Genomic DNA, 24,923 nt, shown 5'->3' on the forward strand with positions numbered 1-24,923 from the left:
GGAAACCGCCCCGGCTTCGGCTGGGGCGGTTTTTGAAATGCATGAAAGTTAGGCGCTTCATGTTTCTGGTAGGTGCTGTCGCTCAACGCTGAAGATACGTAATCGATGGCTGGTGGCAATGGTGAGTAATGACTAAGAATGGTATGCGTCCGGTTCACCCTGGCGAGATCCTTAAAGAGGAATACCTGGAGCCTCTGAACCTTACGGCGGCAGCCTTGGCCCGAGCATTGAGCGTTTCGACGCCGACGGTGAATGACATCGTGCTTCAACGTCGAGGCGTCAGTGCTGACATGGCGCTCAGGCTATCTATCTGCCTGGACACGACCCCTGAGTTTTGGCTGAACCTGCAATCGACTTACGATTTGCGTACGGCCGAAATTGAGCGAGGGGCTGCGATCAGGGATCAGGTTGAGCGCCTTCCGCACTGTGCCTGATCCTCTGCTTCTGAACTAACCCCACGTTATAAACGTGGGGTTTTTCTTTGTCGTTCAGAATGCTTGGAGCATTCGCGAAGCACGCTTCCACCACGGCGCATTCCCTGCGCGCTGCGGCCGTTCACCCTCCGGTAGCATGTGCGGAACATCCTGCAGCCGAATCCACGGTTGGTTATTCCAGTGCAGCAAGCTCAATGACATCTCTGGCCAGTTCAGCAGGCTCAAAATCGGGCGTTCGGTTGAGGTGGGTTGTTGCGCGTCCCTGAGGACGGGCACTACGTCGTGGGTCAGCCATTCGCGCAGGCTTCGGTATTCGGGGCAGTAGTGGTAGATCAGTAGTGCGTAGACGCCGGATTCGCTGATCAGCAGGGTGCTTTCGACGGTGCCGTGGCTGAGCATTATCAGGGTTTGGTATTGGTCGGGGTCGAGTTTGCGCACGGCGCGTTCGTCGAGGTAGAGGCGCAGGAGGCGGCCGAGGTCGCGGGCGCTGAACCAGGGTTGGTTTTCGAGGAGGAGGGCGTGCAGGTGAAGTTTGTGGCGGGTGAAGGTGTGTGGTGTCAGATACGTGTCGTCACTATTCATTGATACAACTCCTTTTGCTAAAGGGGCTGCCGTCAATCGTCGCCAAACGATTGGGTGGCAGCTGTACGCGGGTTGGCGAACCGGAGCAAAAGGAACCCGGCAGACCCGAAGGTCTCCCACGCACAGCCGCCATGACTCGATGTGGCGGAAGTGAACCCGCCGTCGATGGTCGTCGTACGCCTTAAGCTTCCAGGTCGCCAAACCCAGTGCTGAACATTCAGCATCGGGTGAGCTTAGGAGTCGGGGCTTTGCGACGCTATCGGACGGCGGTACTGATCTTTGTAGGACGTTGCCGAGATTGTGGCGGGGCGGGAGATCAAAAGATCGCAGCCTTCGGCAGCTCCTACGGGGGTGGTCCGTCCCGTGTGGGAGGGCTGGGAGACCGAGGTGTCGCTATTCGCGGGCAAGCCTCGCTCCTACAGGGGAACGCATTGTCAGATGGGTTACTCGGCAGGTGGATTGAGCTTCGCTTCCATCTCCGCGACCTTCGCCTCAAGGCTTTCCAGCCGTGCCCGAGTGCGTGCAAGTACAACCATCTGGCTATCAAACTCTTCCCGGCTCACCAGATCCAGCTTGCTGAAGCCGCTTTGCAACAAAGCCTTGAACTGGCTTTCGATTTCGCTTTTCGGCAGCGGGGTTTCGCCGCTGAAGAGGCGGGAGGCGGTGCCGCTCAGGGCGTCGAGGAAGTCTTTGGGCGCGAGCATGGGAAAGGTCCTGGAAACAATGGCGGGCAGTGTATCACGCAGTGTCTATAGTCAAATCCGCAGCCAAGGATGCACGCTTTTCGCGCAGGCGGACGGACGGCAGCGCACTGTTGTTGTGCGTTATGTCATCGGCGTTTGTGAGAAGCGGCTTGCAGCAGCGACCAAGGGACTGAATTCAGTGGGTTTTGGCGAGATGGCAAGCTTTCTGCTTAGTCGCTAGTGACCCATGCACTGATGCAGTCGCTGTGACGAATGCAGTGCGCCACGTGAAACGGGGAAGTTTCGCACGGAGTGGTTAGCTGGCGTCGGACGGGCAGGTTGGGCCGACGATGCGTTACAAAGCCAGGCACTGCGCTTAGACTTGAGTCGGGTTTGTTTTCCTGGGGCAAGTCCACCAATTCGGGAGAGAGTTTTCATGAAGCTAGTCACTGCCATCATCAAGCCGTTCAAACTGGACGATGTACGCGAGTCGTTGTCCGAGATCGGCGTGCAGGGCATTACCGTTACTGAGGTCAAAGGCTTCGGTCGGCAGAAGGGTCACACCGAGCTGTATCGCGGCGCGGAGTACGTGGTCGATTTTCTGCCCAAGGTGAAGATTGATGTCGCCATTGACGACAAGGATCTTGACCGGGTTATCGAGGCGATAACCAAGGCAGCCAACACCGGCAAGATTGGTGACGGCAAGATCTTCGTGGTCAATCTGGAACAGGCGATTCGCATCCGTACCGGCGAAACCGATACCGACGCAATCTAAGCCGCCACAACCCCAACGCCCCAGGAGAAAACAATATGACTCTGCGTAAATTCGCAGGGCTAGGAGCCCTGTTGTCCATCGTAATGCCCGGCCTGGCTATGGCGGCAGATCCGGTGGCGCCTCCAGTCCTCAATTCCGGCGATACCGCCTGGATGTTGACCTCGACTGCCCTTGTGCTGTTCATGACCATTCCTGGCCTCGCGCTGTTCTACGGCGGCATGGTTCGGTCCAAAAACATTCTTTCCGTGATGATGCAGTGCTTCGCCATTACCGGTCTGATCACCATCCTGTGGTTCATTTATGGCTACAGCATGGCGTTCGATACCACGGGGATGGAAGTCAACGTCGTCAACCTCAACTCCTTTGTCGGCAGCTTTGCCAAGGCCTTCCTCGCGGGCATCACGCCTGCCAGCATTACTGGCCCGACGGCGCTGTTCCCAGAGGCAGTATTTGTTACTTATCAGATGACCTTTGCGATCATCACCCCGGCGCTGATCGTCGGTGCGTTCGCTGAGCGGATGAAGTTCTCCGCGATGCTGATCTTCATGGGCGTCTGGTTCACCCTGGTTTACGCGCCAATCGCGCACATGGTCTGGAGCGGTCCGGGTTCGCTGTTGGGCGACTGGGGCGTGCTCGACTTCGCGGGCGGCACCGTGGTTCACATCAACGCCGGTGTGGCTGGCCTGATTGCCTGCCTGGTACTGGGCAAGCGTAAAGGCTTCCCGACCACCCCGATGGCACCGCATAACCTCGGTTACACCCTGATGGGCGCGGCGATGTTGTGGGTCGGCTGGTTCGGCTTCAACGCCGGTTCCGCTGCTGCGGCCAACGGCACCGCCGGTATGGCGATGCTGGTCACTCAAATCGCTACTGCTGCCGCTGCACTGGGCTGGATGTTCGCCGAGTGGATCACCCACGGCAAACCAAGTGCACTGGGCATCGCCTCGGGTGTGGTTGCCGGTCTGGTAGCCATTACTCCGGCTGCCGGCACCGTGGGCCCAATGGGCTCGCTGATCATCGGCCTGGCGGCTGGCGTGGTGTGCTTCTTCTGCGCCACTACCTTGAAACGCAAACTCGGCTATGACGACTCCCTGGACGCCTTCGGCGTGCACGGTATCGGCGGTATCCTCGGCGCGATCCTGACCGGTGTGTTCGCTGCACCGTCCCTGGGTGGCTTCGGCACCGTCACCGACATCGCCGCACAAGTCTGGATTCAAACCAAAGGCGTGGGCTTCACGGTGATCTACACCGCGATCGTCACCTTCATCATCCTCAAGGTCCTGGACGCCGTCATGGGTCTGCGTGTGACCGATGAAGAAGAATCGGTTGGCCTCGACCTGGCACAACACAACGAACGCGGCTACAACTTGTAAGACGCACTCAAAAAAACTTGCCCGGCTTGCCGGGCATTTTTTTGTCCAGGATTTGTCATTAAAGACGTAGCTGAAAGGTTTTTTCCTACGGCTTAAGTCGTGTTTACGCCGGGCGTTTTTCTGGGGCGAAAGACTTACAGCATTGCAGGAATATTAGGGCCTTTGTTTTTTCCCAGAGCGCGCTAGAATGCGCCCCGAACGTGCGGAGAACTGTATGTGGCAACAGACTCTGATTACCCTGCGGGCAAGGCCCCGGGGCTTTCATCTGGTAACGGACGAGTTACTCGCCGGCCTGCCTGAACTCAAGGCGTGCCGGGTCGGTCTGTTGCATTTGTGGCTGCAGCATACCTCGGCGTCGTTGACCATCAACGAGAACGCCGATCCGGCGGTACGTCGCGACTTCGAACGATTTTTCAATCGTCTGATCCCACAAGGCACAGACGGCTATGAGCATAACGACGAAGGCCTGGACGACCTCCCGGCGCACTTCAAGGCCAGCGTGCTTGGCTGTCAGCTCAGTTTGCCGATTTCGGCAGGCCGACTGGCGTTGGGGACCTGGCAAGGCGTTTATCTGGGCGAGCACCGTGATTTTGGCGGTGCCCGTAAAGTCCTCGCCACCGTGCACGGTGAAGGGGCATAAACCGCTGGTAGCCAGCGGTTGTAGAATTTTTCCCGGCCGCCTTCGACAGATGGCGAAGCTGGGCTATAACTAATCTGCTTTTCGCAAGTCATGAGGTAGAACATGAGCGACGATGATCTGGAAAACGACGACCTCGAAGTAGGTGACGAAGACGAGGCCGAAGAAGGTTTGGAAGCAGCGGCGGAAGACGTTGCTGACGACGACGGCGGTGATGCGCCGGCTCCGACCGCTAAAGGCAAGGCCAAGGCTGCTGTGTCAGTCGATGAGCTGCCGAGCGTCGAAGCCAAAAACAAGGAGCGCGATGCCCTGGCCAAGGCCATGGAAGAGTTCCTTGCCAAAGGTGGCAAGGTGCAGGAAGTGGAGGCCAATGTGGTCGCCGATCCGCCCAAGAAGCCTGACAACAAGTACGGCAGCCGGCCTATCTAAGCGCCTGCTACTTGCTTGCCGAAAAAGCCCGCCGTCGCTGCGGGCTTTTTCATGGGTGAGGACAAAGGGTCGAAAAGCTTCGCGGGCAAGCCTCGCTCCTACGGGGTATTTGTGATCAATACGAATCCTGTAGGAGCGAGGCTTGCCCGCGAAGAGGCCGTCACATTCAAAATTGATGTCGGATGACCCACCGCTTTCGCGAGCAAGCTTTGCTCCTACAGGGTTTGTGTCAGGCTGAAGTCGCGTTCCACCGTGCCAAGACCGCCGGCAAATCGGTCAGGCTGCGAATCTCCGCATCCGGCAGGCGATCCGCTTCCCAGGCTTTGCCTGTCGGGTTGAACCAGATCGCACGCAACCCTGCCTGTTGGGCGCCAGCAATGTCATCGCCCGGATGATCGCCAATGTGCACCGCCGTATCGGCCGTCGCACCACCACGCTGCAAGGCTTCGTGAAACAGTCGCGCATCGGGTTTGGCGATGCCGATGTCTTCGGCGCACAACGCAAACTTGAAGTAATCCGCGAGCCCCAACCGGCTTACATCAGCGTTGCCATTGGTGACCACGCCGAGGGCGTAATGGTTGGCCAGGATTTCCAGGGTCGGCTCGACCTCGGGGAACACCTGGATCTGGTGCCGTGCATGCAGAAACACTTCGAAACTCTGATCCGCCAGGTCTGAAGCCTGGCCATGGTCGTAACCGGCCTCTTCCAGCGCATGAAACAACACATGCCGACGCAGGGCGCTGATGCGATGTTTGAGGCTCGGATCGTTGATCAGTACCCGTTCACGAATGGCCCACAAATGCTCCACCGGCACAGCGCCCAGCTTCGGCGCATGTTCGGTCAGCCATTCACGCAAGGTAGCTTCGGCACTGACGATCACCGGGGCGGTGTCCCACAGGGTGTCGTCGAGGTCGAAGGTGATCAGTTGGATTCTCATGACTCATCGCCTTTAATGCGTTTGGCCCGCGGATGGGCACTGTCGTAGACCGTTGCCAGGTGCTGGAAGTCCAGGTGGGTGTAAATCTGGGTGGTCTTGATGTCCGAGTGGCCGAGCAATTCTTGCACGGCGCGCAGATCCTGAGAGGATTCAAGCAAGTGGCTGGCGAAGGAGTGACGCAGCATGTGGGGGTGCAGGTTTTGTCCCAGCTCACGCTCGCCTGCAGCCTTGACCCGCACCTGAATCGCCCGTGGGCCGAGGCGCCGGCCTTGCTGGCTGACAAATACTGCGTCGTCGGCCGGATTGGTCATGGCGCGCAACGGCAGCCAAAGCTCCAGCGCTTCGCGAGCCTTTTTGCCGACCGGCAGCAGCCGAGTCTTGCTGCCCTTGCCGAGCACCTGAACCATGCCGTCGGCCAGATCCAACTGATCGAGGTTAAGCCCGGTCAGCTCCGACAGCCGCAGGCCAGAGGAATAGAACAGCTCCAGAATCGCTTGATCCCGACGTGCCAGAAAATCATCCTCGACCGCGCCTTCCAGCAGTTGCAGCGCACGGTCAGTGTCGAGAGTTTTCGGCAAGCGACGTTCACCCTTGGGCGGCGCCAGGCCATTGGCCGGGTCGTGATCGCACAGGCCTTCGCGATTCAGGTAGTGATAGAGCCCGCGCACCGCCGACAGCAGTCGTGCCAGGCTGCGGGAGGATTGACCCTGGGAATGCAGGCGAGCAATCAGGCTGCGCAATCGCTGAATATCCAGCGCGGCCCAGCTACCGATGTTCTGTTTGACGCACCAGCCCAGCACTTTGTCGAGGTCGCGGCGGTAGGCATATAGCGTGTGAGGCGACACCTGACGCTCACTGCGCAGGTGTTCGCAGTAAGCGTCCAGTTGTCGTTCCACGATCAGCGTACCGAGCGTAGGGAGTTGTTGACCCGTGGCAGCACGCGGCCCATGACTTCGGCGATGTAGCTCAGGAACAGCGTGCCGACCGAGCTCTTGTAGTGCTGCGGATCACGGCTGGCGATGGCCAGGACGCCGTGAATACCTTGATAGCTGATGGCGACGACGGCGGTGGAGCCAATCTGCTTGCGTTGTTCTTCGCCGAACAGGAAGTCCAGTTCGTGCTCGCGCAGGCTGCCGCTGACGCTTTTGTCTTCCGAGAGCAGGCCGCCGATGGCCACTTGCGCTTCGGCGTGGGTGGCCCATCGGCCGACCGGCATCGGGTTGTCGCCCAGCAGGATCAGGCTGACGAAGGGCACCTGGAAGTCCTGGCGCAGGCTGTCTTCGACGCCGATCACCACGTCTTCGAGGCTGGTGGCATCCATCAGCGCGAGAATCAGGCGGCGGGTTTTTTCGAAGAGGCGGTCGTTGTCGCGGGCCACGTCCATCAGGTGCGAGAGGCGGTGGCGCAGCTCAATGTTGCGGTCGCGCAGGATGGTCATCTGGCGTTCCACCAGCGAGATGGTATCGCCGCGCTGGTGGGGAATACGCAGGGCCGGAAGCAGTTCTTCGTGCTCGATGAAGAAATCCGGATGAGCCTCCAGGTACGCGGCAATCGCCGCCGCCTCAAGGCTTTCGGAAGGGGATTCGTCGGGCTGTAGGGCGGGAACCTGAGGCTTATCTTTCATGGATTTGGCTCTCTCAAAGACGCACTTGTCCTTCATATACGCGTACTGCCGGGCCGGTCATCATGACCGGTTGGCCAGGGCCTGCCCATTCAATGGACAGGCGCCCGCCGGGCAGGTCGATCAATAGCGGCGAATCCATCCACCCCTGGCTGATCGCGGCCACTGCAGCAGCGCAGGCGCCGGTGCCGCAAGCCTGGGTTTCCCCGGTCCCGCGTTCCCAGACACGCAGCTGCGCACGGTTCCGGTCGATGACCTGGAGAAAACCTACATTGACCCGCGACGGAAAGCGCGGATGGTTTTCGATTTTCGGTCCCAGTTCATGCACCGGTGCGTTGTTGATGTCGTTGACCCGCAGCACCGCATGGGGATTGCCCATGGACACCGCCGCCAGTTCGACCGTGGTGCCGTCGACTTCGAGCTGATAGCTCAAAGCCTGACCCTCGGCTTCAAACGGGATGTCGGCCGGTACCAGGCGCGGTGCGCCCATGTCGACGCTGATCTGGCCGTCGCTGCGGATATCCAGTTCGATGATGCCGCTTTTAGTCTCGACACGAATCTGCCGTTTGGCGGTCAGGCGCTTGTCGAGCACGAAGCGGGCGAAGCAGCGTGCACCGTTGCCGCACTGCTCCACTTCGGAACCGTCGGAGTTGAAGATCCGATAACGGAAGTCCACGTCCGGGTTGCTCGGCGCTTCGACGATCAGCAACTGGTCGAAACCGATGCCGGTGTGCCGATCGCCCCATTGCTTGGCGTGCTTTGGCAGGATGTGCGCGTGCTGGCTGACCAGGTCGAGGACCATGAAGTCATTGCCCAGGCCGTGCATCTTGGTAAAACGCAGCAGCATGGTTTTACTCCGGCAGCAGGCTTTCGCCAGCAAACAACTCGGCTACCGTCTCACGGCGACGCACTTCAAATGCCTGATCACCGTCCACCAACACTTCGGCGGTACGCCCGCGGGTGTTGTAGTTGGAGCTCATGACAAACCCGTAGGCACCGGCCGAATGCACGGCCAACAGGTCGCCTTCTTCCAGGGCCAACTGACGATCCTTGGCCAGGAAATCGCCGGTTTCGCAGATTGGGCCGACGATGTCATAGGCACGAGCCGCGGTGTCGCGCGGGCGCACGGCGGTGACGTCCATCCAGGCCTGGTACAGCGCCGGGCGGATCAGGTCGTTCATGGCCGCATCGACGATGGCGAAGTCTTTGTGTTCGGTGTGCTTGAGGTACTCGACCTGGGTCAGCAGCACGCCGGCGTTGGCAACGATGTAGCGGCCCGGCTCGAACACCAGGGCCAGCTCGCGACCTTCGCAGCGCTCGCGCACGGCTTTGATGTAGTCGGCCACCAGCGGCGGCTCTTCATCGCGATAACGCACGCCGACGCCGCCGCCGAGGTCGATATGACGCAGGTAAATGCCGCATTCGCCCAGACGATCGATCAAGCCCAGCAGGCGATCGAGCGCGTCGAGGAACGGTGGCAGGCTGGTCAGTTGCGAGCCGATGTGGCAATCGACGCCGAGCACTTCCAGGTTAGGCAGTTGTGCGGCACGGATGTACACGTCTTCGGCATCGGCAATGGCGATGCCGAACTTGTTCTCTTTAAGACCGGTGGAAATGTACGGGTGGGTGCCGGCATCGACGTCCGGGTTCACGCGCAGCGAGATCGGCGCACGAACGCCCAGCTCGGCGGCAACCACTTGCAGGCGTTCCAGCTCATCGGTGGACTCGACGTTGAAGCAATGCACGCCGACTTCCAGGGCGCGACGCATGTCTTCACGGGTCTTGCCGACACCGGAGAACACGATCTTGTCGGCGCTGCCGCCAGCGGCCAGTACGCGTTCCAGTTCGCCACGGGAGACGATGTCAAAACCGGCGCCGAGACGGGCCAGGACATTCAGTACACCCAGGTTGGAGTTGGCCTTGACTGCAAAGCACACCAGGTGCGGCACGCCGGCCAGCGCATCGGCATACGCCAGATACTGGGCTTCGATGTGGGCGCGGGAGTAGACGTAGGTCGGTGTGCCAAAGCGTTCGGCGATGGCGGACAGGGCCACGCCTTCCGCGAACAGCTCACCGTCACGGTAGTTAAAAGCGTCCATGGCGTTCCCTTATTGGTAGACGTCGTGCTTGTGTGCTTTGGATGCAGGGGTCTGTTGCGACGACTTGGCCTGCTCGGCTGGGTCCTGGTTGTCATCGGGCAGATACAACGGGCCTTTTTGACCACAGGCCGACACTAAGCAGGCAACCGCAACGAGCGCGGCAAGGGAAGAGATCAGGCGCTTCATGGCGAAATCCTTGAAAATGCGTTAATTGCGCCGGAGTATACCGGCCACCCGGCAGCTTGCCTATGTAACGCGGCTCCCGTCCGGCGGGGCTTGTGCCGATGCAGGTCGGCCAAGCGCAGCCCATGTGGGAGCGAGCTTGCTCGCGATGGCGTAGTGTCAGGCACCATTGATGTTGAATATGATGGCCTCTTCGCGAGCAAGCTCGCTCCCACAGGTTTCGTGATCGCCCTTGGTCGTTATCCTTTGCAATCACCGGGGCTCGCCCGTATCTTGCGGCGCTTGAGCGTGATCAGACACTTTTTGAGGTTCCTGCAATGAGTTTGACCGAAGCCCGTTTCCACGACCTGGTCGATACCACCCAGCAGATGCTGGAGGATATTTTCGACGAGAGTGACCTGGATATTGATCTGGAGAGCTCGGCCGGTGTTCTTACCGTCAAGTTCGAAAACGGCAGCCAGTTGATCTTCAGCCGTCAGGAGCCGTTGCGTCAGCTGTGGCTGGCGGCGGTGTCCGGCGGGTTCCACTTCGACTATGACGAAGAGAGCGAGCGCTGGATGTGTGACAAGAGCGAAGAGCAGTTGGGTGAGATGCTTGAGCGCATCGTCAAGCAGCAAGCTGGCGCAGAATTCGAATTCGAAGGTCTGTGAAACTGTGACTCAGCCTGCATCTGTTCGTCCGCCCAAGCCGCTTTACAGTAATGTCAGCGCGGCGGTGCCTTCGCCGTGCAGCGGGGTGTGTCGGTTGGATGAGCAGAAGGTTTGCCTGGGGTGTTTTCGCCATGTTGAAGACATCCGTGAGTGGCGCTCGGCTGATGATGATCGGCGGCGGGTTATTTGTGCCCAGGCTGCTGACCGCCAGCGTCTTTAGCGGCCGGGCTGGTCTTGGCGGCCTTCGGGCCGACCATGCTTTGGGTGATTGAGTACATATCCGTTTCTGCGGTGATGGGGGCTGGCGGTTTCGCCCTTACGGCGACTCACTTTTTTTTCAAACGCCAAAAAAAAGTAAGCAAAAAAAGGCTCGCCCCGAGCGTCCGGCCCCTCGCTTAGGCTCGGCGTGCCTTCGTTTCGGTATTCATCTGGGGGCATCGCCTCCGGTCGGCTTCGCTTCGACCTCCTCTCGATGTGTGCGGCTTCGCCGCACGGCGCTACGCGCCCACCCCCCAGATGAACACCTCCACTCAGCCTCCCGAAGGGGCGGGCAGAGCAAGATCAAGAGCAGGCGAGCTAACGCTCGGCCTAATGAGTGGTAAAAAGCGGGTGGCGTACACCCAACCTGTAGGAGCGAGGCTTGCCCGCGAAGGCGGCCTGCCAGCCGACCAATCTCCCTCAGATGCACTCGGTCCAATTGTGGGAGCTGGCTTGCCTGCGAAGGCGGCCTGACAGCCAACCAATCTCCCTCGGATGCACTCGGCCCAATTGTAGGAGCTGAGCTTGCTCGCGATGGCGACCTGACAGCCAACCAATCTCCCTCGGATGTACTCGGTCCAATTGTGGGAGCTGGCTTGCCTGCGATGGCGGTCTAACAGCCAACCAATCTCCCTCGGATGTACTCGGTCCAATTGTGGGAGCTGGCTTGCCTGCGATGGCGGCCTAACAGCCAACCAATCTCCCTCGGATGTACTCGGTCCAATTGTGGGAGCTGGCTTGCCTGCGATGGCGGCCTAACAGCCGACCAATCTCCCTCGGATGTACTCGGTCCAATTGTGGGAGCTGGCTTGCCTGCGATGGCGGCCTGACAGCCAACCAATCTCTCCCCGATGCACTCGGTCCAATTGTGGGAGCGAGCCTGCTCGCGATGGCGACCTGACAGCCAACCAATCCCTTTTGGCTGTACGCCATTCCCTCTGCAGGTAATGCGAAGGGGGGATTGCGCAGGCCGTCCGGTGCCGGCTTGTATATTTATTGAGCTGTGATAGTGTCCGGAAACGCCTCAACCCATCGAGGCCCGTGAAAACCCCGCCTTTTTCTGGCGGGGTTTTGCTTTTTTTGTGCAGAAGAAAGGAGTCTGCCTGGATCATGACCGTACCTTCTATCACCCTTACCCGTCTGGACGTGCAACGTCTGGAGCGCCTGATCGACAGCCTAGATGACTCGCTGCCGGGCGTTATCGCGCTGCAAACCGAGCTGGATCGCGCCGATACACTGGTCGGTCACGATGAAGTGCCCGCTGATGTCGTGACCATGAATTCGCGCGTGCATTGCCGCGAAGAAATCAGTGGCAAGGACTATCACCTGACGCTGGTTTATCCCAAGGATGCCAATGCCGACGAAGGCAAGATTTCCATTCTGGCGCCGGTGGGCAGTGCCTTGCTCGGCCTGAAAGTCGGTCAGCACATTGACTGGCCCGCACCGGGTGGCAAGACCCTGAAACTGACGCTGCTGGAAGTTGAATCGCAGCCAGCCAATGGCGGCGACTGCTCATTCTAAAAGACTTAGACCTGCTCGAGCGCTTCGTTCAAGGCGCGCTCCAGGTCGGCCTTGTAGCGTAGATACAGATTGCTTGAACTCTGCCCATCACCGAGCAGGCCTGTCAGGTCCAGGTCGGTGATGTAGCAGCGGTAGCGTTCAGTCTCGCGGCGCTGGTTGATGATCTCCCGGGCGACCACGCTGAACAACTGATCGCCATACTCCAACTCCGAAAACTCCCGTTGATTGCAATACAGCGTGACCTGCACCTGCCCCGGTGCGGCTTTGCCGATGATTGCCTGGACGTCATAGAACGGTTTGTTGACCGGGGTTTGCGGCGCTGACCGGGTTTCAACCCGCCGTGCCCGGCCGGGGCCGGACGGCAATAGTTGGTAATACAGCGTGTCGAGGCTTAGCGGCTGGGCGGCGTCCATCGGCAGCAAAGCGTCGCGGCGATACAGGATCGATTGCAGGAAGCGTTGCAGCGGCACCAACAGGCTTTGTTCGTCGTGATAGGGCAGGCGCTGCTGCCATAACGCATTGAATTCATCCAGCACGTACAGATCGGCCTGCTGCTCGTTGATCCGGTAGAACACCTGAATGCACTCGGGCTGACCCATCGGCAGCAGCAGCGCGAGGTCTTGTTCTTCGAGGGCCATCGGGTCCAGGTGCAGCGGGCTGTAGCTCGCCAGCTCTTCGCCAAGGTAGTCGAACAGCGCCGGCAGGGTAGCGAGGGCGACGTGGTTGACCTGGCCGGGCACCAGTTCCAGCACGTGGTAATGCTGCTGGACCTGAAACAGGTAGCGATGATTGAGTTTGCTCAACAGCAGGTTTTGCGCGGTGTCGATGATGGCTTCGACGCGCTGGGCGATGAACTGCGCGCGGTTGTGGCAGAAACAGCGGACCCGCAAGCGCGGCTGCTGTGGCCCTTTGGGCAGGTTGTTGAGGTAGTCGCGCAGGCAGTCGAGCAGGGCGTGAGGGCCGTCATAGCGACTGACCAGCACTTCGTTCCAACTGTTGAGGGTGACCTGATCGAGGGTCAGCACCAGGTTCTCCCGCACGCCCGCGTAACTCAGGGAGTCGGTGCGCTCGGTGGTCATCAGGATGTTCAGGTCGCGATGATGCTTGAGCGGATCGACGCCGACGTTCACCAGAATCAGCACTTCGCTGGGCACGCTGGGACGCAACAGCGGTTCTTCGGCAACGGTGGTCAGGGGCAGGGCGATGGTCTGTTGCAGGCTGCCGAGCAGGTTGAACAGTTCGAACTCGCTCAAATCGCTGCTGCCGGGGTGCAAGGCCAGGCGGGTGCTGCTGTCGATCACGCCGTTGCGGTGGCACCAGGTCAACAGTTCGAGCAATTGGCGGCTGCGTTTGATCGGCGCGAAATGTTCCCACTCATGGGCGGTCAGGCTGCCGTTGTACAAACCCCATTGGGTTTGCCCGGGTTCTTTTTTGTTCGGCGCCTGCACCAGCGTCAGGGTGTCTTCGGCCAGGTCCGGGGCGATGCCCGGGTTAATGAATTCGACCTTGTCGGCCTTGCGCTCGAACGCTGCGTACAGCCTTCGGCCGAGCACATTGAGGTCGCGCTTGTTAATCAGGCTGACGGTTTGCTCGGCGCGGGCGAATTGGGTCAGGAAGCGGTAGCTGTAATTCAGTTCATTGACCAGGGCTCGGCGCTCGGCACTGACCTGACGGACTTTCCACTGACTGCGACTGTCGAGCAGCGCCAGCTGCCGTTGATCCCAATGCCATTCGTTGGCCAGGCGTTCCAATAGTGAACGCTGCCAACTTGCGGTGCGACTGCTGCTGCCGGTCAGCTTGCGATTGACCTTCAGGTATAGCGCGCGGCGTACCAGTTCCAGGCGTTCGGGCTCGCCACGGGCAGTCAGGTATTCCTCGATGCGCCGGTAGACCACGATGTACGGGTCTAGCTCATCGAGGTCCAGCCGATTGGCAAATACGGCCTGTTTGAAACGCAGGCTCAGGCAATGGACCTTGGGGTGCTCGCTGGCGTAAACCTCGGTCAACAGCAGCTTGAGCACCGACTTGTAGGGCGACTCGATGCCCTTGAACAACTGCCACAGCCCGGCGCCGATGAATTCCCCTGGCGGAATGTGCGCCAGATGCCCGAGGTCCAGGGTTTCGTCAGCGCGGATGAAGCGCTTGGAAATCAGCGTGTGGGTGTACTGGTCGTAACCGGCTTCTTCGTAGACCGGCACGAGCCACCAGATCGGTGTGCGCCCGGCCAGCCAGATTGCGGTGCGATAGAACTCGTCCAGCAGCAAATAGTGCTGGGTGGTGCCGCAGTCTTCCGAACTCAGTTGAGTATCCCGTTCGCCGCGCACGAAGCGGGTCGGGTCGATCAGGAAGAAATGTGCCTCGGCACCCTGGCTGGCGGCCCAGACTTCGAGTAACTGGCATTTCTTGCGCAGCTCGGCGAGTTCGTTTTCGCTCAAGTCCGGGGCGTGGCAAACCCACACGTCCATGTCGCTTTGATCGGCCTGGGCGAGGGTGCCGAGGCTGCCCATCAAAAACAGCCCGTGAATCGGCCGTGGTGGATTGCTGCCGTGGCGTGGCTTGTAGGAAAACGAACGGGTCAGCCGTTGGGCTTCGGCGAGCACATTGTTGTCGGGTTCGTAGTTCGACAGCCCGGCCGGCGTGCTGCCGGAAACGTAGCCCGGCAACAGCGGATGATTGACGTGGAAAAACAGCGGCAGCAAGGTCAAGACCCCTTGCTGGCGCGTCGACAACCCTTCCATGGCCCTGGCCATGCGGCCTTCATTAAGCTTCAGAAAACGTGCGCGCAGCTGGCTGAGAACCTTGCGGTCGATTCCCTCGTCCAGATCGGGGCGAATTTCATGGGTGCGGGTCATGTCAGCTCAAACCGGCTCGCGAGGCTCGGACGTGGGGGACTACGGATGACGGGCAGTTTAGCGCCTCGGCCCCGGGACTTTTAAGCTGAATTTGTGTTTCTGGCGTCAGATCTCTATCGCGAGGCGACAGAATGCCCGCGGAAATCCCGTGGAAGGGGTTTCCGTGGGCGATGCGGTGGTGCTTAGGCTGTTTCCTGGACGCTCAGAATGGTCAGGACGGTTTGTATATTTTGCGCGGCGTCACGACCCAGGCTGGTCAGGTAACCGCCATCGGGCTGGTCGATCAGGTCTTTCTCATACAGGCGTTGGGCGGCGGCAATCGCTTTCGGGGCAGCGGTCTGATGGATTTTCAAACCTTCCTGGGAACTATCCAGGTTGAAGAGGGCGAGGATTTCCAGTTCGGCAACCAACTCAGGGGTAAGCGACATAAGGACTCCAGACTTTCTAGGAATTAGACGACAGCGCCCCTAAGGTGAGCCCACTCGTGCGGCATGTCCAGTGCTGGCAGCAGGGTTTTTTCGCCTCGGGAAGCATTCCCCGGCGGGTGGTGTGGCGGCGGGGTGGTTACGAGTGTAGTCAGGGTCTGGGGGAAGGCAGGAATGAAGGGTGACAATTTGTGTATGTGCAGGCGTGTGTGGTGAAGACTGGGCTTTTGTGGCAAAGGAGCTTGCCTGTGGCGAGGGGGCTTGCCCCCGTTCGGCTGCGCAGCAGTCGCAAAGAGCTGGGCCGCTACGCGACCCAACGGGGGCAAGCCCCCTCGCCACAAAAGCCCCGCCGACAAGTTAGGGCTTACTTCTTCTCTGGCGGCAGCTCTGGCAGGGCGCGCAGGGCGGTTTCGTACCATTCGGTATTGAACGCGCGGTCTTCTTCGAGGATCGCGTCGATTTCCACTGCTAGCACGTGGGCCATCAGGTTGAGGATTTCTTCACGCTCGTAACCCACCAGGGTCAGCTTGTTGAAGGTTGCCTTGGCGGCTGGCGGGTTGTCGCTTTCGATCTGGTTTTCAATCGCTTCGATCAAAGTGTTCTCGGCGAACTCTTCTTCGTCGATCTCGATATCAGTTGGCTCGCTCATGGCAGGCTCCTCAAGTTAAGGCGGGCAGTTTACCTGCATTCAACGCTGTGATGCTGCTGGCAAGAAACGCTTGAGCGTTCTATAAAAGGCACCTGCCAACCCCGCACGGCCTGGAGGCTATGTGATGCTCAAGCTTTATGGATTTTCCGTCAGCAACTACTACAACATGGTGAAGCTGGCGCTGCTGGAGAAGGGACTGCCGTTTGAAGAAGTCCTGTTTTACCCGGGGCCGAGCCCTGAGGCGCTGCTTATAAGCCCGCGCGGGAAGATTCCGGTGCTGGGCGTCGAACAGGGCTTCGTCAACGAAACCAGTGTGATCCTCGAGTACCTCGAACAAAGCCAGAAAGGCACGCCGCTGCTGCCGAGCGATCCCTTTGAGCGGTCGCGAGTGCTGGCGCTGGCCAAGGAAATCGAGCTGTACATCGAATTGCCGGGCCGCGCCTGTTATCCCGAAGCGTTTTTCGGCATGACCGTGCCTGAGGCGATCAAGGACAAGACCAAGGCCGAGTTGCTGCTGGGCTTCGCTTCGCTGGGCAGGCACGCCAAGTTCGCCCCTTACGTGGCAGGTGAGAGCCTGAGCATTGCGGATTTGTATTTCCTCTACAGCGTGCCGCTGGCCTGTGCGGTCGGGCAGAAGCTGTTCGGTATTGATCTGTTGGCCGAGATACCGGCGGCCAAGGCGCTGCTGGAGCGTCTGGAGCAGAACCCGCATGTACAGCGGATTGCAGCGGACAAGGATGCGGCGATGCCAGGGTTTTTGGCGATGGTCGCGTCCAAGAAGTAGGTTTTTGTAGCGTCTTCAAGAATGCATTCGCGGGCAAGCCCGCTCCCACATTGGATCTGGTGTACACAGCATGTGTGTTCACCACCGAACTAATGTGGGAGCGGGCTTGCTCGCGAAGCTTTTGGCGGTTTAACGGCTAGCTAACAACGCCTGGCCGCGAACCACTGCCTTCTTGACCTGCGCCGGCGCAGTGCCGCCGATATGGTCACGGGCATTCACCGAGCCTTCCAGGGTCAGCACGGCAAATACGTCCTGATCGATCTGGTCGCTGAACTTGCGCAGCTCTTCCAGGCTCATTTCCGCCAGGTCCTTGCCGCTTTCCACGCCGTACTTCACCGCATGGCCAACGATTTCGTGGCAGTCACGGAACGGCAGGCCGCGGCGCACCAGGTAATCCGCCAGGTCAGTGGCGGTGGAGAAGCCGCGCAGCGCCGCTTCGCGCATGATTGCGTGCTTGGGTTTGATCGCCGGGATCATGTCGGCAAAGGCTCGCAGCGAGTCGCGCAGGGTGTCGGCGGCGTCGAACAGCGGCTCTTTATCTTCCTGGTTGTCCTTGTTGTAGGCCAATGGCTGGCCTTTCATCAGGGTCAGCAGACCCATCAGTGCACCGAATACGCGACCCGTCTTGCCGCGAACCAGCTCCGGCACGTCCGGGTTTTTCTTTTGCGGCATGATCGAGCTGCCGGTGCAGAAGCGGTCCGGCAGATCGATGAACTGGAATTGCGCGCTGGTCCACAGCACCAGCTCTTCGGAGAAACGCGACAAGTGCATCATCGCGATGCTCGCGGCCGAGCAGAACTCGATGGCGAAGTCGCGATCGGAGACATTGTCCAGGGAGTTGCCGCCGACAGCGTCAAAGCCCAGCAACTGCGCTGTGAACTCACGGTCGATCGGGTAAGTGGTGCCGGCCAGCGCTGCGCTGCCCAACGGCATGCGGTTGGTGCGCTTGCGGCAGTCCACCAGACGCTCGTAGTCGCGGCTGAGCATTTCGAACCAGGCCAGCATGTGGTGCCCGAAGGTCACCGGCTGCGCGGTTTGCAGGTGGGTGAAGCCCGGCATGATGCTGCCGGCTTCGCGCTCGGCCTGCTCCAGCAAGCCTTTTTGCAGGCGAGTGATTTCGGCCAGGATCAGGTCGATCTCGTCACGCAGCCACAGGCGGATGTCGGTGGCGACCTGGTCGTTGCGGCTACGGCCGGTGTGCAGCTTTTTACCGGTCACGCCGATGCGGTCGGTCAGGCGCGCCTCGATGTTCATGTGTACGTCTTCGAGGTCGATGCGCCAGTCGAACTGGCCGGCCTCGATTTCACCCTGGATGGTCTTCAGGCCATCGGTGATGCTGTCGCGCTCGGCATCGGTCAGCACGCCGACCTTGGCCAGCATGGTGGCGTGGGCGATCGAGCCCATGATGTCGTGGCGATACAGGCGCTGGTCGAAAGTGACGGAGGCGGTGAAGCGGGCGACGAAGGCGTCGACGGGTTCACTGAAGCGGCCGCCCCAGGACTGATTGGTCTTGTCAGTGCTCATGAATTCGCTCGTATCGGCTTGAAGAAAGTTGGCGTTGAACGCTGTGGCGGATAATAACAGGGTTGCCAATCCTGTCGCTGACACTGGTCGATACGTTTTTTTCTCATGTGCAGGGCCATACTCGGGGCAACACTGGAGGGAATTGCGCAACGATATTTTTCATTTGAGCAATATCGCGCCGGCAACCGTCTACAGTTGGACAGTAGGAACAGCGCACTTCTCTACGCTGCGGCTGACTATAAGAAGAGGGGGTGTTCGTATTGTGTATCAGCAAACCCTACGGCGATGCCTCGCCAACGCGGGCCCGGGCCGCCAATCGCCCGGCAGATGAAAATTTAGCCGCCGGTCTCGCGGCACTTTTTGGCCCTCGCGCCAGTCTTAGCGTGGATCGCGGTGACGGATGTCACTTCACCTGTCTACGCTATCCTTGTGCGAGACTCACGCAGGAATCCAGCGCAATATGAATGTCCTGATCGTTGATGACGAACCCCTAGCCCGCGAGCGCCTGAGCCGAATGGTCGGCGAACTCGAGGGATACAGTGTCATGGAGCCCGGCGCCACGAACGGCGAAGAGGCGTTGGCGCTGATCGACAGCCACAAGCCGGATATCGTGCTGCTCGATGTCCGCATGCCGGGCCTTGATGGTCTGCAAGTGGCTGCACGATTGTGCGAGCGCGAAACACCGCCAGCTGTGGTGTTTTGCACCGGTCCCGATGAATTCGCCGTGGAGGCCTTGCAGGCCAGCGGTGTCGGTTATCTGGTCAAGCCGGTGCGCGCCGAGCAATTGCTCGAGGCCTTGAAGAAGGCCGAGCGCCCCAATCGTGTCCAGCTTGCCGCCCTGACTCGCCCGGCTGCCGAAACAGGTAGCGGCCCGCGCAGTCACATCAGTGCCCGCACCCGCAAAGGCATCGAGCTGATCCCATTGGGGCAGGTGGTCTATTTCATTGCTGACCACAAGTACGTGACCTTGCGCCACGAAGGCGGCGAAGTGCTGCTGGATGAACCGCTCAAGGCTCTTGAAGACGAATTCGGCGACCGTTTCGTGCGGATCCACCGCAACGCCCTGGTTGCCCGCGAACGTATCGAGCGCCTGCAACGCACGCCGTTGGGGCATTTCCAGCTGTTTCTCAAAGGCCTGAACGGCGACGCGCTGATTGTCAGCCGCCGTCACGTGGCCGGCGTGCGCAAAATGATGCAGCAGCTTTAATCCGCCATTCACAGGCGGATTTCACACCCAATTGCCGGATGTTGAAGGCCAGGGAGGCCGTGCAGTTCCTGATACAAGTCAAAGTGGATTTGACTGAGCTGTTATTATCCGCCGTATCTATTCAGTACGGATTGATCCATGTCCTCTCGCGAAATCCGCATCGCCACCCGTAAAAGTGCGCTGGCCCTATGGCAGGCCGAATACGTTAAAGCTCGCCTGGAAGAAGCCCATCCGGGCTTGCAGGTAACGCTGGTGCCCATGGTCAGTCGCGGCGACAAGCTGCTCGACTCGCCACTGTCGAAAATCGGCGGCAAAGGCCTGTTCGTCAAGGAACTGGAAACCGCGCTGCTGGAAAACGAAGCCGACATCGCCGTGCACTCAATGAAAGACGTGCCGATGGACTTCCCCGAAGGCCTCGGTCTGTTCTGCATCTGCGAGCGCGAAGACCCGCGCGATGCCTTCGTTTCCAACACCTACGCCAGCCTGGATGAGTTGCCTCAGGGCAGCATCGTCGGCACCTCCAGCTTACGCCGTCAGGCCCAGTTGCTGACCCGCCGTCCGGACCTGGAAATACGTTTCCTGCGCGGTAACGTCAACACGCGTCTGGCCAAGCTCGACGCCGGCGAATACGACGCCATCATCCTCGCCGCCGCCGGTTTGATTCGCCTGGGTTTCGAAGATCGCATCACCTCGGCCATCAGCGTCGACGACAGCCTGCCTGCCGGTGGCCAAGGCGCGGTCGGTATCGAATGCCGTAGCGTCGATAGCGAAATCCACGCCTTGCTGGCGCCCCTGCATCACCAGGACACCGCCACCCGCGTCACGGCCGAACGTGCCCTGAACAAACATCTGAATGGTGGCTGCCAGGTACCGATTGCCTGCTACGCCGTGCTTGAAGGCGATCAAATCTGGTTGCGTGGGCTGGTGGGCGATCCAAGCGGTGGCCTGCTGCTTAACGCCGAGGCCCGTGCGCCGCGCAGTGAAGCTGAAGCGCTGGGTGTGCAGGTCGCCGAAGATCTGCTGAGCCAGGGCGCCGGCGACATTTTGAAAGCGGTCTACGGCGAGGCAGGTCACGAGTGACCGGCTGGCGTCTGCTGCTGACGCGCCCCGCAGATGAGTCGGCGGCGCTGAGCAGCGTGTTGGCCGAGCAGGGGGTTTTCAGCAGTTGTCTGCCGCTTTTGGAGATAGAGCCGATTGCGCCCTCTGACACAATGCGCGCAGTGATAGCGGGTCTGGATCGCTACTGTGCGGTGATTGTGGTCAGCAAGCCGGCCGCCAGAATCGGCATCGATCTGCTCGGCCAGTGTTGGCCGCAGCCACCGAAGTTGAAGTGGTTCAGCGTGGGCGTTGCTACGGCTCAAATCCTAGAGGCTTCCGGCCTGGATGTAAGTTTCCCGGCCGAGGGCGATGACAGCGAAGCCTTGCTTGAACTTCCCGAGTTGCGCGAGGCTATCGCCCGGCCCGATCCGCGAGTGTTGATCATGCGCGGGGAGGGCGGGCGCGAGTTGCTGGCTGAGCGTTTACGCGAGCTTGGTGCTAGTGTCGATTATCTGGAGTTGTATCGTCGCGGCTTGCCGCACTATGCGACGGCTGCGTTGCCGGACCGGATCGAAGCGGAACGCTTGAACGGACTGGTGGTCAGCAGTGGACAGGGTTTCGAGCACCTGCACCAATTGGCCGGCGATGCCTGGCCACGGTTGGCGCGGTTGCCGTTGTTTGTTCCAAGCCCAAGAGTCGCCGAGCTGGCACGTGCCGCCGGGGCTCAAACAGTTGTGGATTGTCGTGGCGCGAACGCCGCGGCTTTGCTGACGGCGTTACGGGAGCAACCCGTACCCGTTCTCTAATGCAAAGGATGGATACGTGAGCGAAACAGCCTTGCCTAAAGATGACGTCCAGCCGGTGCTCGATGCACCTGTTGAAACACCACCACCTGCTGCTGTGCAGCGCCGAGGCAATGGCCTGGCAATCGTCGCACTGTTGTTGGGTGCCGCTGGGGTCGCCGTGGGCGGTTGGGGTGTCTGGCAGGTACGTCACCTGCAAGCCAATACTCAAGCGCAGTTGAGCCAGGTCCAGGCCTTGAGCGATCAGGCACAAAGCCTGAAACTCAGTGATCAGCGCCTGACCGCACGCCTGGAGCAACTGCCTGCCGCCGACGAGCTGGAAGACCGCCGTCGTCTGGTGACGCAGTTGCAAGGCGATCAACAACGCTTGAATCAAAAGCTGGAAAGCGTCCTCGGCGCCAGCCGCAAGGATTGGCGTCTGGCCGAGGCCGAGCACTTGCTGCGTCTGGCCAGCCTGCGTCTTTCGGCATTGCAGGACATCAGCAGCGCCCAGGCCCTGGTGCAGGGCGCCGACGAAATTCTCCGCGAACAGAACGACCCCGGCGCCTTTGCCGCCCGCGAACAAGTGGCCAAGACCCTGGTGGCCTTGCGCAGCACCGAGCAGCCGGACCGCACCGGGTTGTTCCTGAAACTGGGTGCCTTGCGAGACCAGGTGATCAACCTCACCGAGCTGGCGCCGGAGTATAAGGACCGTGGCGAATCGCTGTTGGGCCTGACCGCCGATGGCGATGGCGCCAGTCGTTGGGCGCAATGGTGGGATGAGATCTCGCGTTACATCCGTATTGACTTCAACGCTGAAAAGAATGTTCGTCCTTTGCTGGCCGGGCAGGGTTTGAGCCAGGTCCGTCTGGCCTTGAGTCTGGCGCTGGAGCAGGCGCAGTGGGCTGCGCTCAATGGTCAGGCGCCGGTGTATACCCAGGCGCTGACCGAAGCGCGGGACGTGCTCAAGGGCAACTTCAATGCGGACAACCCGCAGAGCAAGGTGATGCTTGAGCAGGTTGGCGAGTTGAGCACGCAGCCGGTTACGGTCGTCACGCCAGACCTGACGGGCACGTTGAGTGCGGTCCAGGCCTATCTTGAACGACGCAATGTCAGTGCCGAGGACTCGATCAAGCCGCTGGCCAAACCTGCTGCGGACACCGCGCAGGAGGCCACGCCATGAAACGCCTCTATGTGATCGTGTTTCTGGTCATCGCCGCCGCCGGGGTGCTGGGGTTGGCGATTGCCGAGCACTCGGGCTACGTGCTGATCGCCTACAAGAGCTTCCGTTACGAGTCGAGTCTGTGGGCGACCCTGGCCTTGCTGGCCGTGCTCTGGCTGGTGTTTTGGGGCATCAAGGCGTTGATCGAGTTGGTGACGACCTCCAGCGGCGTGGTCAATCCGTGGTCCCGTCGCAATCGCAGCCGCCGGGTGCAAGTCGCCATCGAGCATGGCCAGCTGGACCTCGCCGAAGGTCGTTGGGCCAGTGCCCAGCGTCATCTGTACCGGGCCGCAGAAGCCGAGCGTCAGCCACTGTTGTACTACCTCGGTGCGGCACGTGCCGCCAACGAACAAGGTCACTACGAGGAATGTGACAACCTGCTGGAGCGTGCCCTCGAGCGCCAGCCCCAGGCCGAGTTGGCGATTGCCTTGAGTCACGCGCAATTGCAGACCGACCGTGGTGATACCGAAGGCGCCCTGGCGACGCTGGAAGCCATGCACGAGCGTCACCCACACAACGTGCAGACTTTGCGTCAGCTACAGCGCCTGCATCAGCAGCGGGGCGACTGGTCGGCAGTCATTCGGCTGCTGCCGGAGCTGCGCAAGGACAAAGTCTTGCCTGTCGCCGAACTGGCTGAGCTGGAACGTCGAGCCTGGGGCCAAAACCTCAGCCTTGCGGCGCGCGGCGAAGAAGACGGGACGGTCGGGTTGCAGTCACTCACCCGCGCCTGGCAACAGCTTACTAATGCTCAGCGCCAGGAACCGCAATTGGTGCTGGCCTATGCTGAACAACTGCGCCAGTTGGGCGCTCAGGTCGAGGCTGAAGAAATCCTGCGTGCGGCGCTCAAGCGCAACTTTGACAGTCATCTGGCACGTCTCTACGGACTAGTACGCGGTAGCGATCCGGCGCGGCAGTTGCAAACCGCCGAGGGCTGGCTCAAGGATCACCCGGCCGACCCGAGCTTGCTGTTGACCTTGGGCCGCCTGTGCCTGCAAAGCAGCCTTTGGGGCAAGGCCCGGGACTATCTGGAAAGTAGCCTGCGCCTGCAGCGCAACCCGGAAGCCTGTGCGGAGCTCGCCAGGTTGCTGGCACAGTTGGGCGATACCGAGCGCAGCAACCAACTGTTCCAGGAAGGCCTTGTCCTGCTGGACGAGCGCCTGCTGGCGGCACCGCTGCCGGTACCTGTTCGGGCCTGACATCCAGGATTCAGGATTTGGCATAAACCTGTGGCGGGGGAGCTTGCTCCCGCTGAGGTGCGAAGCGCCTTCAAAAAGGGACTGCTGTGCAGTCCAACGGGAGCAAGCTCCCTCGCCACAGGCAAGCTCCCACTCCACAAAGTGCTGTGTTCAGTCGCACGATGTTTACCTTTGTAGCCCTGTATCGGAAACGTCCTACCGAGGGCTGCATCTTATCCTCTCTATTCTGTCGGGAATTCCCTACACCTCTGGTGAAGTGTCCGTGCCGGCCTGCCTTGAAAGGCTGCCGCGCTTTCCTCTACCGTAACCGCCTGTCTCTACTGTTACGGATTAGCCATGTCTTTGGCCTGCTCACGCTCCTTGTTTTTCATGGCTTTCACCGCAGGTGCCCTGGCCTTGGGCGTTTCCTATTACCTCGAATATGTGGTCGGGCTCAAACCCTGCGGGCTGTGTTTATTGCAGCGAGGTTGCCTGGCGCTGCTCCTGGTTGTTTACCTGGTGGCTTCGGTACATGGTCCGCGACGATTCGGTTCTTTCGTCTATTGGCTGCTTGGTTTGTCCGCCAGCCTGGGCGGGACTGTCGCGGCGTGGCGGCAGGTGTTGTTGCAGAGTGATCCGCAGCAACAACTCTCGCTCTGTTCGCCCAATCTGGAAGCTTGGTTCGGGAGTATGCCTTGGGGCTGCGCCGTACAAAGGCTGTTCAAGGGCACTGACGACTGCGCCGAGATCTCGTGGACCTTGTTTGATCTGAGCATCCCCGAATGGAGTCTGCTGTTCTTCGTCGCGATGCTGATCCTGGGGATTTACCAGTTACTGCGCCACGTCTGGATCGCCTGTCAGGGACCGCCCAGCGGCGAGTCGTCGCACCGGGCCGGGACGGGTGATTAAACACTTGTATGAACTTTATCTCCTGCGTACCTTGAAGCCATTGTCGTGCGGGCATAATCTGGCCCGCACGTGTCATTGGAATTATGTTGCTCGATGACGCTCTGCCTGGCCGATCCTTGACCCTCAAGAGTGCGGCAGGTGTAGAGCAGCATGACCCACATAGGGAAGAGAGAT

General features: G+C 60.3%; 27 protein-coding genes. 15 read left to right on the forward strand and 12 right to left on the reverse strand.

The features are described from left to right. The first annotated feature begins 128 nt into the window (after window positions 1–128). Entirely contained in the window at window positions 129–434 is a 306-nt protein-coding gene (locus tag AC1MEW_RS04305) for a HigA family addiction module antitoxin (protein WP_480425500.1), read from the forward strand. A gap of 54 nt (window positions 435–488) precedes the next feature. Here AC1MEW_RS04305 and AC1MEW_RS04310 read toward each other — a convergent pair whose 3' ends face one another. Next, on the reverse strand, window positions 489–1,016 hold the full coding sequence (locus AC1MEW_RS04310; protein ID WP_201255706.1) for a BRO-N domain-containing protein: 528 nt from the start codon (window positions 1,014–1,016) through the stop codon (window positions 489–491). Window positions 1,017–1,459: 443 nt separating this feature from the next. Further along, window positions 1,460–1,720, reverse strand: coding sequence for an accessory factor UbiK family protein (locus AC1MEW_RS04315; protein ID WP_201198860.1), 261 nt, complete (start codon window positions 1,718–1,720; stop codon window positions 1,460–1,462). Between the two features lie 415 nt (window positions 1,721–2,135). Here AC1MEW_RS04315 and glnK point away from each other — a divergent pair, with 415 nt between their 5' ends. From glnK to sutA, 4 genes are all read left to right on the forward strand, one after another. Beyond that, window positions 2,136–2,474 carry a P-II family nitrogen regulator gene (gene glnK, locus AC1MEW_RS04320; RefSeq protein WP_002555808.1) on the forward strand — a complete coding sequence of 113 codons (339 nt, stop codon included), beginning with the start codon at window positions 2,136–2,138 and terminating at the stop codon, window positions 2,472–2,474. Between the two features lie 35 nt (window positions 2,475–2,509). After that, window positions 2,510–3,847 carry an ammonium transporter gene (locus tag AC1MEW_RS04325; RefSeq protein WP_201198858.1) on the forward strand — a complete coding sequence of 446 codons (1,338 nt, stop codon included), beginning with the start codon at window positions 2,510–2,512 and terminating at the stop codon, window positions 3,845–3,847. Between the two features lie 214 nt (window positions 3,848–4,061). After that, a complete protein-coding gene (locus AC1MEW_RS04330; protein WP_033060691.1) occupies window positions 4,062–4,487 on the forward strand; it encodes a secondary thiamine-phosphate synthase enzyme YjbQ in 426 nt (141 codons plus the stop codon). A gap of 102 nt (window positions 4,488–4,589) precedes the next feature. After that, window positions 4,590–4,913 (forward strand): transcriptional regulator SutA, encoded by a 324-nt coding sequence (gene sutA, locus AC1MEW_RS04335; RefSeq protein ID WP_201198856.1) that lies wholly within the window; start codon window positions 4,590–4,592, stop codon window positions 4,911–4,913. 229 nt (window positions 4,914–5,142) lie between these two features. On the opposite strand, the gene AC1MEW_RS04340 is transcribed toward sutA, so the two are convergent. From AC1MEW_RS04340 to lptM, 6 genes are read right to left on the reverse strand one after another with little or no spacing between them, the layout of a single operon-like run. Further along, window positions 5,143–5,850 (reverse strand): HAD family hydrolase, encoded by a 708-nt coding sequence (locus AC1MEW_RS04340; protein WP_480425503.1) that lies wholly within the window; start codon window positions 5,848–5,850, stop codon window positions 5,143–5,145. Next, on the reverse strand, window positions 5,847–6,746 hold the full coding sequence (gene xerC, locus AC1MEW_RS04345) for a tyrosine recombinase XerC (protein WP_201198852.1): 900 nt from the start codon (window positions 6,744–6,746) through the stop codon (window positions 5,847–5,849). Before xerC ends, AC1MEW_RS04340 begins: the two co-directional genes overlap by 4 nt. A 2-nt stretch (window positions 6,747–6,748) precedes the next feature. Then, window positions 6,749–7,474, reverse strand: coding sequence for a DUF484 family protein (locus AC1MEW_RS04350; protein ID WP_201198850.1), 726 nt, complete (start codon window positions 7,472–7,474; stop codon window positions 6,749–6,751). A 13-nt stretch (window positions 7,475–7,487) separates the two neighbouring features. Next, entirely contained in the window at window positions 7,488–8,318 is an 831-nt protein-coding gene (gene dapF / locus AC1MEW_RS04355) for a diaminopimelate epimerase (RefSeq protein ID WP_201198848.1), read from the reverse strand. Window positions 8,319–8,322: 4 nt separating this feature from the next. After that, window positions 8,323–9,570, reverse strand: coding sequence for a diaminopimelate decarboxylase (gene lysA, locus AC1MEW_RS04360; protein ID WP_201198847.1), 1,248 nt, complete (start codon window positions 9,568–9,570; stop codon window positions 8,323–8,325). A gap of 9 nt (window positions 9,571–9,579) precedes the next feature. Further along, on the reverse strand, window positions 9,580–9,756 hold the full coding sequence (gene lptM / locus AC1MEW_RS04365; RefSeq protein WP_201198845.1) for an LPS translocon maturation chaperone LptM: 177 nt from the start codon (window positions 9,754–9,756) through the stop codon (window positions 9,580–9,582). A gap of 314 nt (window positions 9,757–10,070) precedes the next feature. Between lptM and cyaY the strand changes: the two genes are divergently transcribed. From cyaY to rnk, 3 genes are all read left to right on the forward strand, one after another. Continuing rightward, window positions 10,071–10,403: an iron donor protein CyaY gene (gene cyaY, locus AC1MEW_RS04370; RefSeq protein ID WP_201198843.1), complete on the forward strand. Its 333-nt coding sequence runs from the start codon at window positions 10,071–10,073 to the stop codon at window positions 10,401–10,403. Between the two features lie 4 nt (window positions 10,404–10,407). Further along, window positions 10,408–10,623, forward strand: a complete 216-nt coding sequence (locus AC1MEW_RS04375; protein WP_201255707.1) for a DUF1289 domain-containing protein — start codon at window positions 10,408–10,410, stop codon at window positions 10,621–10,623. Between the two features lie 1,148 nt (window positions 10,624–11,771). Further along, window positions 11,772–12,182: a nucleoside diphosphate kinase regulator gene (gene rnk, locus AC1MEW_RS04380; protein ID WP_201198839.1), complete on the forward strand. Its 411-nt coding sequence runs from the start codon at window positions 11,772–11,774 to the stop codon at window positions 12,180–12,182. A 5-nt stretch (window positions 12,183–12,187) separates the two neighbouring features. Here rnk and AC1MEW_RS04385 read toward each other — a convergent pair whose 3' ends face one another. The 3 genes from AC1MEW_RS04385 to AC1MEW_RS04395 all read right to left on the reverse strand — a co-directional run bounded on the left by AC1MEW_RS04385 (window position 12,188) and on the right by AC1MEW_RS04395 (window position 16,108). Further along, the gene (locus tag AC1MEW_RS04385) at window positions 12,188–15,034 is read right to left on the reverse strand and encodes a class I adenylate cyclase (protein ID WP_480425507.1); all 2,847 of its coding nucleotides are present in this window, start codon (window positions 15,032–15,034) and stop codon (window positions 12,188–12,190) included. A 182-nt stretch (window positions 15,035–15,216) separates the two neighbouring features. Continuing rightward, a complete protein-coding gene (locus tag AC1MEW_RS04390) occupies window positions 15,217–15,462 on the reverse strand; it encodes a TIGR02647 family protein (RefSeq protein ID WP_150748704.1) in 246 nt (81 codons plus the stop codon). A gap of 361 nt (window positions 15,463–15,823) precedes the next feature. After that, window positions 15,824–16,108, reverse strand: coding sequence for a hypothetical protein (locus tag AC1MEW_RS04395; protein ID WP_007894899.1), 285 nt, complete (start codon window positions 16,106–16,108; stop codon window positions 15,824–15,826). 124 nt (window positions 16,109–16,232) lie between these two features. On the opposite strand from AC1MEW_RS04395, the gene AC1MEW_RS04400 reads away from it, so the two are divergent. Continuing rightward, window positions 16,233–16,892, forward strand: coding sequence for a glutathione S-transferase family protein (locus AC1MEW_RS04400; RefSeq protein WP_201198834.1), 660 nt, complete (start codon window positions 16,233–16,235; stop codon window positions 16,890–16,892). 129 nt (window positions 16,893–17,021) lie between these two features. On the opposite strand, the gene argH is transcribed toward AC1MEW_RS04400, so the two are convergent. Beyond that, the gene (gene argH, locus AC1MEW_RS04405) at window positions 17,022–18,416 is read right to left on the reverse strand and encodes an argininosuccinate lyase (protein ID WP_201198833.1); all 1,395 of its coding nucleotides are present in this window, start codon (window positions 18,414–18,416) and stop codon (window positions 17,022–17,024) included. A gap of 460 nt (window positions 18,417–18,876) precedes the next feature. On the opposite strand from argH, the gene AC1MEW_RS04410 reads away from it, so the two are divergent. The 6 genes from AC1MEW_RS04410 to AC1MEW_RS04435 all read left to right on the forward strand — a co-directional run bounded on the left by AC1MEW_RS04410 (window position 18,877) and on the right by AC1MEW_RS04435 (window position 24,749). Further along, window positions 18,877–19,623, forward strand: a complete 747-nt coding sequence (locus AC1MEW_RS04410; protein ID WP_201198832.1) for a LytR/AlgR family response regulator transcription factor — start codon at window positions 18,877–18,879, stop codon at window positions 19,621–19,623. Window positions 19,624–19,761: 138 nt separating this feature from the next. Beyond that, on the forward strand, window positions 19,762–20,703 hold the full coding sequence (gene hemC / locus AC1MEW_RS04415; protein WP_480425510.1) for a hydroxymethylbilane synthase: 942 nt from the start codon (window positions 19,762–19,764) through the stop codon (window positions 20,701–20,703). Continuing rightward, entirely contained in the window at window positions 20,700–21,467 is a 768-nt protein-coding gene (locus AC1MEW_RS04420) for a uroporphyrinogen-III synthase (protein WP_201198826.1), read from the forward strand. The genes hemC and AC1MEW_RS04420 overlap by 4 nt, the downstream gene beginning before the upstream one ends. Before the next feature lie 16 nt (window positions 21,468–21,483). Continuing rightward, on the forward strand, window positions 21,484–22,626 hold the full coding sequence (locus AC1MEW_RS04425) for a uroporphyrinogen-III C-methyltransferase (RefSeq protein ID WP_201198824.1): 1,143 nt from the start codon (window positions 21,484–21,486) through the stop codon (window positions 22,624–22,626). Further along, a complete protein-coding gene (locus AC1MEW_RS04430) occupies window positions 22,623–23,861 on the forward strand; it encodes a heme biosynthesis protein HemY (RefSeq protein WP_201198822.1) in 1,239 nt (412 codons plus the stop codon). The genes AC1MEW_RS04425 and AC1MEW_RS04430 overlap by 4 nt, the downstream gene beginning before the upstream one ends. Window positions 23,862–24,197: 336 nt before the next feature. Beyond that, entirely contained in the window at window positions 24,198–24,749 is a 552-nt protein-coding gene (locus AC1MEW_RS04435) for a disulfide bond formation protein B (protein ID WP_201198820.1), read from the forward strand. Window positions 24,750–24,923 lie beyond the last annotated feature (174 nt).

This window comes from Pseudomonas sp. ASL4 (assembly GCF_056680395.1).